11 protein-coding genes are annotated in these 13,221 nt (G+C 66.0%); 10 read left to right on the forward strand and 1 reads right to left on the reverse strand.

Annotation, left to right across the window (positions count from 1 at the left end):
• Positions 1-33: 33 nt before the first annotated feature.
• Complete coding sequence (locus QF031_RS20250; RefSeq protein ID WP_307433540.1) at positions 34-534, reverse strand: NUDIX hydrolase; 501 nt, start codon at positions 532-534, stop codon at positions 34-36.
• Positions 535-742: 208 nt separating this feature from the next.
• Here QF031_RS20250 and QF031_RS20255 point away from each other — a divergent pair, with 208 nt between their 5' ends.
• From QF031_RS20255 to QF031_RS20300, 10 genes are all read left to right on the forward strand, one after another.
• The gene (locus tag QF031_RS20255; RefSeq protein ID WP_307432453.1) at positions 743-2,251 is read left to right on the forward strand and encodes a CCA tRNA nucleotidyltransferase; all 1,509 of its coding nucleotides are present in this window, start codon (positions 743-745) and stop codon (positions 2,249-2,251) included.
• The gene (locus QF031_RS20260; protein ID WP_307432455.1) at positions 2,248-2,832 is read left to right on the forward strand and encodes a histidine phosphatase family protein; all 585 of its coding nucleotides are present in this window, start codon (positions 2,248-2,250) and stop codon (positions 2,830-2,832) included. Before QF031_RS20255 ends, QF031_RS20260 begins: the two co-directional genes overlap by 4 nt.
• 153 nt (positions 2,833-2,985) lie before the next feature.
• Positions 2,986-3,120 (forward strand): hypothetical protein, encoded by a 135-nt coding sequence (locus QF031_RS20265; protein ID WP_307432458.1) that lies wholly within the window; start codon positions 2,986-2,988, stop codon positions 3,118-3,120.
• A 318-nt stretch (positions 3,121-3,438) separates the two neighbouring features.
• A complete protein-coding gene (locus QF031_RS20270) occupies positions 3,439-3,579 on the forward strand; it encodes a hypothetical protein (protein ID WP_307432461.1) in 141 nt (46 codons plus the stop codon).
• A gap of 63 nt (positions 3,580-3,642) precedes the next feature.
• Positions 3,643-5,076 carry a glycosyltransferase family 87 protein gene (locus tag QF031_RS20275; protein ID WP_307432463.1) on the forward strand — a complete coding sequence of 478 codons (1,434 nt, stop codon included), beginning with the start codon at positions 3,643-3,645 and terminating at the stop codon, positions 5,074-5,076.
• Complete coding sequence (locus QF031_RS20280) at positions 5,069-6,508, forward strand: phytoene desaturase family protein (protein ID WP_307432466.1); 1,440 nt, start codon at positions 5,069-5,071, stop codon at positions 6,506-6,508. Before QF031_RS20275 ends, QF031_RS20280 begins: the two co-directional genes overlap by 8 nt.
• A 58-nt stretch (positions 6,509-6,566) precedes the next feature.
• Entirely contained in the window at positions 6,567-8,555 is a 1,989-nt protein-coding gene (locus QF031_RS20285) for a penicillin-binding transpeptidase domain-containing protein (protein ID WP_307432468.1), read from the forward strand.
• Positions 8,556-8,580: 25 nt separating this feature from the next.
• Positions 8,581-10,263, forward strand: coding sequence for an ATP-binding cassette domain-containing protein (locus QF031_RS20290; protein ID WP_307432470.1), 1,683 nt, complete (start codon positions 8,581-8,583; stop codon positions 10,261-10,263).
• A gap of 154 nt (positions 10,264-10,417) precedes the next feature.
• A complete protein-coding gene (locus QF031_RS20295) occupies positions 10,418-11,689 on the forward strand; it encodes an MFS transporter (RefSeq protein WP_307432473.1) in 1,272 nt (423 codons plus the stop codon).
• A gap of 22 nt (positions 11,690-11,711) precedes the next feature.
• Positions 11,712-13,208 (forward strand): bifunctional phosphatase PAP2/diacylglycerol kinase family protein, encoded by a 1,497-nt coding sequence (locus tag QF031_RS20300; RefSeq protein WP_307432476.1) that lies wholly within the window; start codon positions 11,712-11,714, stop codon positions 13,206-13,208.
• The last annotated feature ends 13 nt before the right edge of the window (positions 13,209-13,221 follow it).

Raw genomic sequence — 13,221 nt, forward strand, 5'->3', positions numbered from 1 at the left:
AGAACACCGCAATGGCGACGGCGGCGGGCTGGCTTAGAGGTGCCCGGGCAGGACCTCGCGGGCGAGGTCGGCGATGCGGCGTTCGTTGGGGAAGGACAGCTTCCGGGCCAGCTCGTGGATGGGTACCCACGCGACATCCACGGCTTCCTGGTCCGGATCGTTCTCGATGGTGAGCTCGCCGCCGGTGGCGCGCAGGAGGTAGTGGTGAACGGTCTTGTGGACCCGGTGGCCGCTGACGGTGAACCAGTAGTCGATGCTGCCAAGCGGGGCCAGGATGACGCCCTCGATCCCGGTTTCCTCGGCAATTTCCCGGACAGCGGCCTCTTCGTTGTTTTCCTTGCCTTCCGGGTGGCCCTTCGGCAGGCACCACTCGAGGCGTCCGCCCCTGTTAAGGCGGGCGATAATCGCCACCCTCAATTCGGCGTCGGACGTGTCCACTACAACGCCGCCGGCCGAGACTTCCTCAACCGTGGGCAGCGACGCCGGTGCCGACTGCTGGGCAGGGGCAACGTGCGCACCGATCGCCGACGGCAACGGTGCGTTTGTCCTCCTGCCTGGAGCGCTCGGTACTGGATGGGCCATGGAGTCCACTCTAACGACTGTTGCCCTCCGGTGATGACCGGAACATGACCCCAACATGGACGGGATGTGACGTACTTTCGGGAAGGGAACACCATTCAGCGCGGATCGTGACGCTTTTTTGGACTGCCGTGGCGCTGGTTTCTGCCAAGCTTAAGGAACTATGGCGCACGCACATCACAAGATTGATACCCACACTGTCGACTTCAAGGTGGATCCGGTGGTCCTGGAGCTCGGGCAGCGCTTCGTGGACGCCGGCCACGAGTTGTCCCTTGTGGGTGGTCCCGTGCGCGACCTGTTCCTTGGCCGGACCTCCCCAGACCTGGACTTCACCACTGACGCCACTCCCGACCAGACGGTGGCCCTGATCAAGAAGTGGGCGGACAACTTCTGGGAGATCGGCAAGGCCTTCGGCACCATCGGCATGCGCAAGGCCGGTTTCCAGATCGAGATCACCACCTACCGCGCGGAGGCCTACGATCCGGACTCCCGCAAACCGGTGGTGGCGTTCGGTTCCTCCCTGACCGATGACCTGCTGCGCCGCGACTTCACCATTAATGCCATGGCGCTGAAGCTGCCTTCCATGGAGCTGGTGGATCCTTTTGGCGGCGTGCGTGACCTTCACGCCTCCCTGCTGGCCACGCCCGGTTCGCCCGAGGCGTCCTTCTCGGATGACCCCCTGCGGATGATGCGTGCGGCCAGGTTCGCCGCCCAGCTGGGGGTCTCCGTCCGCGACGACGTCCGGGAGGCCATGACCAACATGGCGGACCGGATCAAGATCATCTCCGCGGAGCGGGTCCGGGACGAGCTGGTCAAGCTGATCTGCGGGGCACGGCCCCGCGTGGGCGTGGACCTGCTGGTGGACACGGGCCTGGCCGAGCACGTGCTGCCCGAGGTGTCCGCCCTTCGCCTGGAAGCCGACGAGCACCACCGGCACAAGGACGTCTACCAGCACTCCCTCCAGGTCCTGGAACAGGCTGCCGGTTTGGAAACCGGCGCAGAGGGCCCCGTGCCCGGGCCGGACTTCGTGTTGCGCTTCGCAGCATTAATGCACGACGTCGGGAAGCCGGCTACGCGCCGTTTCGAACCGGGCGGCGCGGTGAGCTTCCGGCACCATGACATGGTGGGTGCCAAGCTCACCACCAAGAGGATGAAGGCGCTGCGGTTCGACAACGACACCACCAAGGCCGTGGCACGCCTGGTGGAGCTCCATATGCGTTTCTATGGCTACGGCGACGCCGGCTGGAGCGACTCAGCCGTCCGGCGCTACGTCACTGACGCCGGCCCGCTGCTGGAACGGCTGCACCGGCTCACCCGCTCCGACGTGACCACCCGCAACCAGCGCAAGGCCGAACGGCTCGCCTTCGCCTACGACCACCTCGAATCCCGGATCGCCGCACTTCGCGAACAGGAATCCCTGGACGCGGTGCGCCCGGACCTGGACGGAGCGGCGATCATGGCCCTCCTGGGACTAAAACCGGGGCCGGTAGTGGGCCGCGCCTACAAATTCCTCCTCAACGAGCGCATGGAAGACGGACCGCTGCCCACGGAGGAAGCGGAGGCGCGCCTGCTCCGTTGGTGGGCCGAACAGCCTGAATCAGCACCTGCCGGACCCGGGGCAGATGCCTCTCCCGCCGTCGTCGAACCTTCACCCGCTGAGGAGTCCAAGTGACCAATCCCGCCTTTGCCCCGCGCCCCCAGCTCTGGATCCTCCGCCACGGCGAGACCGAATGGTCCAAGAGCGGGCAGTACACAGGCCTCACCGACCTTCCCCTGACTGTGGAAGGCGAACAGCAGGCCGTGGAGGCCCGCAAGGTGCTGGACGGCGTCGACTTTGACCTGGTGCTCACCTCACCGCTGCGGCGGGCACGGCGGACGGCCGAACTCGCCGGCTTCCCCGACGCACGGCACGAACCGCTCGCCGTCGAATGGAACTACGGCGACTATGAGGGCATCAGCTCCGACCTGATCCGCAAGGACAACCCCGATTACTTGATCTGGACGCACGGCGTGCCCAATGGCGAAACGCTGGACGAGGTGGCAGCGCGGGCGGACAAGATCATCGGCCGGGTCCTGGAATCCGGAATGGACAATGTACTGATCGTGGCGCACGGACATTTTTCCCGGATCCTCACCGCGCGCTGGTTGGAACTGCCGCCCACGGAGGGCCGGCACTTTATTTTGGGTACCGCCAAGGTTTGCACATTGGGGTGGGATAAAAAGACGCCCGCTATTGTCCGGTGGGGACTCTGAATCTTTTTTCCAAGAAGTTTTGCCTTTACCCCAGGAATTGCTGGCCTTCTGCTGATTCCTGGGGTAACTTTGTTCCTGACCCAAGGTGATCTGCCTGGGTCTTAGACCGCATCGCAATCAACGCAGCGGACAGCAGAAAAGGAGGTTGGGATAATGATGACTTTGACTGGCGAATGGAATGCCCCCGTCAATGCGTTCCCGGCCTTTGCTGATCACGCGCGCGTAGCCTCGGTCTACTCCGGTTCCCGCCGCACGGTTGCCTTCCCGGGCTCGCCGCGGCGCCGCTAACCGGCACCAGCATCAGCAGGCGGGCCGGAGCTTTGGCTCCCGCCCGGCTCCGGACCGCTGCGTTTCCCCGCTGACTCCCTGGAAAAGCTCCTGGCATAGCCCCTGCGCTGTACTCGAATAGTCCCTGCCCGAAAGAGTTCTGAGGCAATTCCCTTACGGCTTCTTTCCTGGGCAGCACCCATTAAATTGCGCTGCCTGCGTGCAATTTCCGCTAATTCCCTTTGTGGAGTCCCCGCGCCCGTATTTATGCGGTTTGTTGCGCCTAAAAGCCGGGCTAATTCAACGTGCCATTTTTCACTCAGTGATCAAAGAAAGGAGGTGGCTTCCTTGATGGAAAAGATCATGGGACTCCTGTCCCGCACCCTGCAGCGCCGCAGTTCCTTCAACAGCGCCCTGCTGGAGCACCATCGGAACGATGTCTTCGTGCTCCTGCACCAGCAGCTGGGCGGCCTGCGCTGACGGCCGGCCCCGTTCCTGCCAACACTGATCCGCCAGGACGGGGCCGGCGGTAAGCTCGATGCCATGCACGAGACCCAGCCGCCGGAGGATGCACGACGGCCCCGAATCGTGGTGCCCAGCCGCAGCGACAACCTGCTGCGGAATTTCACGGAGGTGGTCGGTGGCCCGTTGGGGACCAGGACGGAACCGGGCGTGGTCTCCCCCGGCCGCTTTACGGTGGAGAGGGTGCTCATCGTCCTTACGGCGCTGGCAGCCCTGCTGGGGATCCTGCTGAAGGGGTACTGCCGGGCCAACGGCTGGGAGACGCCCACACAGTTCTACGCCACCTGCTACTCGGACTTCCCTGAACTGTTCCGGAACCGTGGGATGGCGGATGGCATCTTCCCCATCCTGGGCAGCGGCAGCCAGTTCGAATACCCGGTGCTCATCGGACTGATCGCAGGCATCACTGCCTGGTTGGTGCCCGGCGGAGATATCAACGCCATGGCTCTGGCCTACTTCGATATCAACACCCTGCTGCTGGCGGCGGTGGCCATGGTCACCGTGGTGGTGGTGGCGCGCATGCCCGGCCGCCGGCCCTGGGATGCGGCCATGGTGGCGGTTGCACCGGGGATCGTGCTCGCCGGCACCATCAACTGGGATCTGTGGGCTGCCTGCCTGCTTGCCGTGGGCATGTATTTTTTCGCCAGGAGGCGGCCCGTACTTGCGGGCGTGCTGATCGGGCTGGCCACCGCCACCAAGCTGTATCCACTCCTGGTCCTGGGAGCCATACTGCTGCTCGCGGTCCGGACCGGTAAATGGCGGCCGTTCCTGGTCACTGCGGGCAGTGCGGCCGGGACGTGGCTGCTGGTTAATCTTCCGTTCGCGGCGGTAAACCCTTCCGGGTGGGGCTATTTCTTCCAGTACAGTGCCGACAGGGGCGCGGGATACAGCTCGGCCTGGTTTGCCTACAACCTGGTGGCGGGCAGGTTGGGCTGGTCCACGCTGGGGGCCGACGGTGTCAGCGTCCTGTCCGCGGGGTTCTTTGTGCTGGCCTGTGCCGGGATTGCGGTTGTCGCCCTGACGGCGCCCCGTCGTCCCCGTTTGGCCCAGCTCGCCTTCCTGATCGTCGCAGCGTTCATCTTCACCAGCAAGGTCTATTCACCCCAGTACGTGGTGTGGCTGATCCCGCTCCTGGCCCTGGCCCGGCCGCGGTGGCGCGACTTCATGGTCTGGCAGGGCATCGAAGCCCTGCATTGGGCTGCGGTCTGGATGTACCTTGGACAAGTGACCAGCGCAGGTTCCTCCCAGCACAACCTGGACATGCCGTACTACGTCCTGGCCGTTGCCGCGCACATGGCCGCGGTGGCGTACCTCATGGTGCGGGTCACCTGGGACATCTACAACCCCGCTTACGACCCCATCCGCCGGCACCACGTTGACGATCCTCATGGCGGTCCCTTCGCCGACGCCGCGGACCGTTCGCCTCTACCTTTGAAAGCAAGGTCCCATGCCTGATGTCACGGTAGTAGGCTCCGGTCCGAACGGGCTCTCGGCAGCGGCGGTCATGGCACGCGCCGGGCTCTCAGTGGAGGTCTTCGAGGCAGCATCAAAGATCGGTGGTGGCACACGGACCACCGAGTTGATGCAGCCCGGCCACTTCCACGACGTTTGCTCCGCCGTGCATCCGATGGCCGTGGCTTCCCCGTTCTTCCGCGCCTTCGAGCTGCCCCGAAGGGTTGACCTGATCACCCCGGAGATCTCCTTTGGGTCGCCGCTGGAGGGTGGCCGCGCAGCGCTGGCGTACAAGTCGCTGGACAGGACGGCGGAAGCACTTGGACAGGATGGCCCGGCCTACCGCCGGCTCATGGAACCGCTGGTCCGCCATATCGATGACGTCATGGACTTGACCCAGAACCAGCTCCTCCGGGTCCCCCGGAACCCGCTCATAGCGGGCATCTACGGGCTGCGGACCCTGGAACAAGGCACCGGTCTCTGGAACCTCCGGTTCCGGGAAGAGCTTGCACCGGCCCTCCTGAGCGGGGTGGCTGCCCACGCCATTTCACACCTGCCGTCCCTGGCAGCCTCCGGGGCGGGTCTCATGCTTGGTGCCCTGGGACATGCAGGGGGATGGCCCATCCCCCGCGGCGGTTCCGCCTCGATCGCGGCAGCACTGGCGGATGACATCCGCGCCCACGGCGGCGTGATCCACACTGAAACACCCATAGACAGGCTGGAGCAGCTCCCGGCCGCCCGGGCCACCCTGCTGGACGTGGCCCCCCGGGGACTTCTAAACATGGCAGGCAGCTCACTTCCGGGCCACTATCGGCGGGCTCTGGAGCGTTTCCGCTACGGCAACGGTTCCTGCAAGGTCGATTTCATCCTGTCCGGCCCGGTGCCCTGGCAAGGTGCGGGACTTTCCGACGCCGGTACCGTCCATGTCGGCGGTACGAGGGCTGAATTGGCACGCTCCGAAAACGAAGTCAGTGCCGGTCGCCATCCCGAGCGGCCTTACGTACTCGTGGCCCAGCCGTCCCGCTTTGACTCCAGCCGGGCCCCTGCAGGCAGGCACACGTTGTGGACCTACTGCCATGTCCCCTCCGGCTCCACCAAGGACATGACCAGCCAGGTGGTGGCCCAGCTGGAACGGTTCGCGCCCGGCTTCCGCGACCTGGTGGTGGAATCGCACGTCATCACAGCGGCGGAGTTGGCTGAGTACAACCGCAACTACGTCGGTGGCGACTTCAGCGCCGGCATCATGGACGTGCGCGGGCTGATCCAGAAGCCGGTGGTCTCCCCAGTTCCGTGGCGGACGCCGTTGCTGGGCGTCTACCTGTGCTCGTCCTCCACGCCGCCGGGCCCGGGGGTGACGGGCATGCCCGGGATGCATGCCGCCAGGTACGCCCTCAAGGACGTCTTCAAGCTGCCGCTCCCGGACCTGGGCTTTTAGGGTCCTGACCTGCTGCGCCGTGGCGCAGCAGGCGGCCGGGCCGGGGGATAATGGCGCGATGGGGAAATCAACAAAACTTTCGCTGGCCGTAGCTGCGCTCATCCTCGGAACCTCGCTGGTGGCCTGCGACGACGGAAAATCCGGGGCGGAAGCCGCCGCACAACAGTTGGCCGGCGCGGTCTCGGCACTGGATGTCGGGTCCGTGGCCTTTGACGGCAAGGACGCCGCAGCGGCCAACGACCAGCTCAAGCAGGTCTTCGCGGCCCTGGACCCGCAAAAACCAGAGGTCCAGGCAGGCGGACTCACGCTGGACGGGGACAAGGCATCCGCACCGCTGGACTACACCTGGAAGTTCGGCGATGCGGAGTGGAAGTACACCCTGGCGGCGAACTTCAAGAAGTCCGGCGACAAGTGGCTTACCGTCTGGGACCCGGCCATGCTGGCACCGGGCCTTGCGGACAGCGAGATTGTGACAAAGGGCTCCCAGTCACCCAAACGGGCAGACATCCTGGGTGCCGGTGATGTCCCGCTGGTGACCTACCGTCCGGTGGTGAACGTGGGGATCGACAAACCGCAGCTTGGCGGCGCAGATCCCGCGGATTCGGCAGGAAAGCTGGCAGCGTTGGTAGGCGTGGACCCCGCCGCTTACGTGCAGCAGGTCAAGGCAGCAGGTGCCCAGGCCTTCGTGTCCGCAATCACCCTGCGGGAAGAGGGCCGGACCATCTCCAATGAGCAGATCCAGGCCATCCCGGGTGCCCGTGGCATTCCAGCATCAATCCCGCTGGCCCCGAGCCGGACGTTCGCCCGTGCCGTGCTCGGCTCGGTGGGGGAAGCCTCCGCCGAGCAGATCGAGGCATCAAACGGCGCCCTGGTTGCCGGCGACGTCACCGGCATCGGCGGGCTCCAGCAGCAGTACGATGAACAGCTCCGCGGATCGGATGCCGTCGTGGTCCGTGCACAGCGTGCCGACCTGACCCGCGAACAGATCCAGTCCGCGGGCACCGACCCCCGCCGCGTCCTCTTCCAGGTGGACCCCAAGCCCGGGACCCCGCTGAAGACCACCCTCGATCCCCGGCTGCAGACGCTGGCCGAGAGCACCTTGGACAAAGTGGGGCCCGCGTCCGCCATCGTGGCGCTGCGTCCTTCCACGGGGGCCGTGCTGGCAGCGGCCTCCGGGCCGGGCAGCAACGGTTACAACACTGCGATGCTGGGGCAGTACGCCCCGGGCTCCATCTTCAAGATGGTTGATTCCCTTGCCATGTTCCGCAACGGCATGACGCCGGACTCCACCGTCCAGTGCACCCCCACCCTTACCGTGGACGGACGGACCTTCAAGAACTCCGAAGGCTATCCGGAATCCTCGCTGGGGGCGGTGACACTGCGGGATGCCTTCGCGCATTCCTGCAATACGGCCTTCATCTCGCAGCGCGATTCCGTCTCACAGGGCCAGCTCGAAGCCGCCGCCACGTCCATGGGAGTGGCGGTCGAGGCGCCCAAACTTGGTGCGGAAGCCTTCCTGGGTTCCGTCCCCGGTGAGGCCCAGGGCACCGAACACGCGGCATCCATGATCGGCCAGGGCAAGGTGCTGCTGTCCCCGCTGGCTGCGGCGATCATGGCCGGATCCGTCGCCAAGGGTGCCCCGGTTTCGGCTCAACTGGTCCTTAATCCCGACGCCGGTGCTCCCGCCGCCGGAACGACCGCAGGCTCGACCGCTCCAGCAGCCGAAGCGTCGGCCACCGCTACGGCTGAAGCGCCCTCAACGGCGTCGGACAAACCCATCACCGCAGCCGAAGCGGCCTCGCTGGCCGACATGATGCGCGCCGTCGTAACGTCCGGGCACGCAGGCTTCCTCTCCAGCGTCCCGGGGGCACCGGTGGGGGCCAAGACCGGAACCGCCGAATTCGGCACAGAGAACCCGCCCAAGACCCACGCCTGGATCGTTGCCGTCCACGGCGACCTGGCCGTGGCCGTCTTCGTGGAGGACGGCGGCCTGGGCGCCACCACCTCCGGCCCGCTGCTGAAGCAGTTCCTTACCGCCGCCGGCTAGGAACAGGCATGGGAGGATTGACGGCGTGGCCCATATTGACGTTTCCGGCATCGACTACTTCCTCTCCGACGGCACCCAGCTCCTGAACGGGGTGACCTTCAAGGTTCCGGACGGCACCAAGACCGCCCTGATCGGGCCCAACGGCACAGGTAAGACCACGCTGTTCCGCATCATCGCCGGGGATCTTGTTCCCGACGAGGGCGTGGTGGGACGCTCCGGAACCATGGGCATCATGCGCCAGTTCGTGGGCCAGGTCCGGGACGGCTCCTCCGTGCGGGACCTCCTGGTCTCTGCCGCTCCTCCGGCCCTCGCGGCCGCTGCCCGCGAGGTTGATGAGGCAGAACTGGCCATGATCGAACACGACGACGAGCCCACCCAGATGCGGTACGCCCAGGCGATCGTCGACTGGGGGGACGCGGGCGGCTACGACGTCGAAACCGTCTGGGACGAGGTCTGCACGGCCGCGCTGGGAATGCCCTTTGACCGTGCGCAGCACCGCCCGGCGTCGAGCCTTTCCGGCGGTGAGCAGAAGCGTCTGGTGCTGGAGGCACTGTTTGCCGGCCCGGACGACCTCCTGCTCCTGGACGAGCCGGACAACTACCTGGACGTCCCGGGGAAGCGCTGGCTTGAGGAAAAGCTGAACGACTCAAAGAAAACCGTCTTCTTCATCAGCCATGACCGGGAACTGCTGAACAACGCCGCCGGGCGCATCGTCACCCTGGAACCGAGCATCAACGGGGCAGGGGCCTGGATCCACGGCGGCGGCTTCGGCTCCTACGTGGAGGCGCGCGCAGACCGCAACGCGCGCTTTGAGGAACTGCGCAAACGCTGGGACGAGGAGCACATCAAGCTCAAGGAACTCGTCAACATGTACAAGAACAAGGCCGCCTTCCGTTCCGACATGGCCAACCGCTACCACGCTGCCCAGACGCGTCTGGCCAAGTTCCTGGAAGTGGGACCGCCCGAGGCCCTGCCCATCGAGCAGAACGTCCAGATGCGGCTCAAGGGCGGGCGGACCGCCAAACGCGCCATTGTGGCCGAGCGGCTCGAGCTGACGGGCCTCATGAAGCCGTTCTCAACCGAGGTGTGGTTCGGCGACCGGGTGGGCGTCCTGGGTTCCAACGGCTCCGGAAAGTCACACTTCCTGCGGCTGCTGGCCACCGGCGGCACGGACCCCGAACGCGAACACCTGCCCGTCTCGGACGTGGACATAGCCGAGGTGCCGCACGAAGGGACCGTGAAACTGGGTGCGCGGATCCGCCCCGGCTTCTTCGCCCAGACCCATGTTCGCCCCGATCTCCTGGGCAAAACCCTGCTGGAGATCCTGCACCGTGGCGACGAACACCGCTCCGGGCTGGGCCGCGAGGCCGCCGCGGGCGCCTTGGACGGCTACGGCCTGGCGGCGCAGTCGGAGCAGAAGTACGAGTCCCTTTCCGGCGGGCAGCAGGCACGGTTCCAGATCCTGCTCCTGCAGCTCAGCGGTGCCACACTGCTCCTGCTGGACGAGCCCACGGACAACCTGGACCTGCATTCGGCCGAAGCCCTGGAACGTGCCATCGACCACTTCGAGGGCACTGTGCTGGCTGTGACGCACGACCGGTGGTTCGCGCGGACGTTCGACAGGTTCCTGGTGTTCGGCTCGGACGGCAAAGTGTACGAGTCCACAGAACCCGTGTGGGATGAGCAGCGCGTACAGCGCACCCGCTGATAGAGCGCCCATTGTCTCAAGCGCAGGTGCCGTGGTTACGCCGTCTGCCGCTCGTGGCGGGCCTCGACCGGGCGGACCTCATCGTGACAGACCGGCAATTCAGCGTACAGGACCGCGCTGAACTCGACAAATACCCAGTGGAAGTAGTGAGTGTATGAGCAGCAATACCGGAACCGAAGAGCGGGCAGGATTAAAAGCAGCGGCCGCGGCCACGTTCGTGGTCTTCGGCGTCAACGGATTGGTCTTCGCCAGCTGGGCGGCCAGGATTCCCGCCGTTACGCAAACGCTGCAGATCACCTCCGGCCAAATGGGCACCCTGCTGCTGTGCACGGCCATCGGCTCGCTGCTTGCGCTTCCCACGGCTGGCCTGGTGGTCGGCCGGATCGGTACAGCCAACACCGTGCGCTTTGCGGGCGTGCTGGCGGCGGCAGCAGGCATGGGCATTGCCCTCTCCCTTTCGCTGACATCCATCCCCGGAACGGCGGTGTCGCTGTTCTTCTTCGGCATCGGGATCGGGCTATGGGACGTGGCGCAGAACATAGAAGGGGCCGACGTAGAGCACAAGCTCCGGCGGACCATCATGCCGCAGTTCCATGCGGCCTTCAGCGGCGGTGCCTTTGTGGGGGCGCTCATCGGGGCAGCGCTGTCCACTTTGGGTGTGGACCTTCCGCTGCATCTTCTGGTGATCGCAGCCGTGGTGGTGGTGGTGGCCCTGGTCGTGCCACGCCACTTCCTTCCCCACCTGTCAACGGCCGTCGCGGTGGGAGAGCCGAAACCTGCCAAGGGGCCTTCCGCGTGGCGGGACAGCAGGACGCTGCTGATCGGGGTGGTGGTTCTGGGCGCCACTCTCACGGAGGGGGCCGGAAACGACTGGATCGCCAAGGCGTCCGTGGACGGCATTGGCGCCTCCGAATCCACGGGTGCCCTCATGTTCGCCCTGTTCGTCCTGGCCATGACGGCGATGCGTTTCCTGGGCGGCCAGGTCATCGACAGGTACGGGCGTGTTGCGGTATTGCGGGCCAGCATGGCGGCAGCGGCTGCGGGCCTGGGACTCTTTGTACTGGCATCCAACATCTGGCTGGCTGGAATTGGTGCGGCGCTTTGGGGCGTGGGTGCCGCCCTCGCCTTTCCAATGGGGATGTCCGCGGCATCTGACGACCCGAAACATTCAGCGGCGCGGGTTTCCGTTGTATCCACGTTGGGGTATATTTCGTTCCTCGCCGGGCCGCCTCTGCTCGGCTACCTCGGTGACCTCACGGGGATCCACACGGCACTGCTGGCCATCATGGCGCCCATCCTGGTGGCACTGTTGCTCGCCGGAGCTGCGAGGCCCCTGCAAGTGGATCAGGAGCCCGGTGTGCTGGATCCGGGTCAGGAGTCGATGTCCGGGGACGCCGCGGCCCCGGAGTCCAGCAAGCGGGAGTAACCGTTGGGGTTAGGGTGATCACATGCACAGCAGCAGGCCGCGAGGCCGGACGTGGATCAGCCGGTTCGATAGATACCTTTTGGCGCATGTTTCCCGCTTGCCGGGCGGCAACCACGATGTCTTCTTCCGACGGCTTTCCGCCTCAGCCAACCAGGGCAAGCTGTGGATGGGGACTGCGGCGGTCCTGGCACTCTTTCCTGGCAGGACGCGGAGGGCGGCGCTGCACGGCCTGATTGCCCAAGGGGTGGCCTCGGCTGTGACCAACGTGGTGTTTAAGACGCTGCTCCCCCGAACCCGTCCGCTGCCTGAACATCTGCCGGTCTTCCGCTTCGTGCACCCGCAACCCACCAGTTCCTCAATGCCGTCCGGCCATTCAGCATCCGCCGTGGCGTTCGCTGTGGGTGCTGGCCTGGTCCGGCCTACCCTGGGAGCCGCGCTTGCCCCGGCGGCCCTGGGGGTGGCGTACTCGAGGGTGCACACCGGCGCGCACTGGCCCTCCGACGTCCTGTTCGGTTCAGCGCTGGGGGCCGGTGCCGCCCTGGTGACCCGCCACTGGTGGCCGGTCCGCCCGCCGACCCCGGCAACTACCCGCGCATGGACCACCGCGCCCGAGCTGCCTGGCGGTGAAGGCCTCAGCATCGTCGTGAACACGTTGGGTGGATCCTTCAAAGAGGAAACAGCCAGCGCACTCCAGGAAGTATTTCCCAAAGCGCATATAAACACGGTGCAGCCTGATGAAGACCTGGTGAAACGGATCGCGGACACCGCCGATTTCACCGGCACCCGCGCGCTTGGCGTGTGGGGTGGTGACGGGACCGTCGGCGCCGCGGCCGCTGCCGCCGTCGCACGATCCTTGCCCTTGCTGGTCCTGCCCGGCGGAACCCTCAACCACTTTGCCCGGGATGCGGGGACGGGCAGCCTGAAGGACGCGGTGCGGGCGGCAAGCAACGGTGAGGCGGCCTTGGCGGACATTGGGGTGGTATCCGCGGAACGCGGCCTTGCCGGGGATCCCGAAGTATCGGAAGTGGCAATGCTGAACACGTCCAGCATCGGCCTCTACCCAAACTTTGTCCGGCGCCGGGAGCACCTGCAGCCCGCACTCGGAAAGCCGCTGGCCGGTGTTGTTGCCATGTTCAGGACCTTTGCCGGGGGCACGCCCACCACGCTGACGGTGGACGGCGTCCGGCACAAGGTGTGGATTGCCTACCTGGGCCGGGGACGCTACTACCCACGCGACCACGCACCCCTGATCCGGCCCGTCATGGACGACGGAGTGCTGGATGTCCGGCTGATCACGGCTGACGAGTCCTTCGCCCGGCTCCGGCTGCTCTGGTCCGTGCTCACGGGAACAGTGGCAAGTTCCAGGATCACCCACCTCCGCGAGGCCAAGGAGGTCAGGGTTGACGCCGATGGCACACCCATGGCGCTGGCGGTGGACGGGGAGGCGCTGGCCGGAGTCCGAAGCGTCGCCTACCATGTCCGGCCGAGGGCACTGACGTACTACTCACCCCGTTCCTGACTCAGCGGCCACG

This window comes from Pseudarthrobacter defluvii (genome assembly GCF_030816725.1).
Lineage (GTDB): Bacteria > Actinomycetota > Actinomycetes > Actinomycetales > Micrococcaceae > Arthrobacter > Arthrobacter defluvii_A.

Excerpts from the sequence above, each read along its gene's own strand:
- QF031_RS20275 (WP_307432463.1), top strand. The coding sequence starts at position 3,643 with ATGCACGAGACCCAGCCGCCGGAGGATGCACGACGGCCCCGAATCGTG.
- QF031_RS20280 (WP_307432466.1), top strand. The coding sequence starts at position 5,069 with ATGCCTGATGTCACGGTAGTAGGCTCCGGTCCGAACGGGCTCTCGGCA.
- QF031_RS20295 (WP_307432473.1), top strand. The coding sequence starts at position 10,418 with ATGAGCAGCAATACCGGAACCGAAGAGCGGGCAGGATTAAAAGCAGCG.
- QF031_RS20265 (WP_307432458.1), top strand. The coding sequence starts at position 2,986 with ATGATGACTTTGACTGGCGAATGGAATGCCCCCGTCAATGCGTTCCCG.
- QF031_RS20285 (WP_307432468.1), top strand. The coding sequence starts at position 6,567 with ATGGGGAAATCAACAAAACTTTCGCTGGCCGTAGCTGCGCTCATCCTC.
- QF031_RS20300 (WP_307432476.1), top strand. The coding sequence starts at position 11,712 with ATGCACAGCAGCAGGCCGCGAGGCCGGACGTGGATCAGCCGGTTCGAT.
- QF031_RS20255 (WP_307432453.1), top strand. The coding sequence starts at position 743 with ATGGCGCACGCACATCACAAGATTGATACCCACACTGTCGACTTCAAG.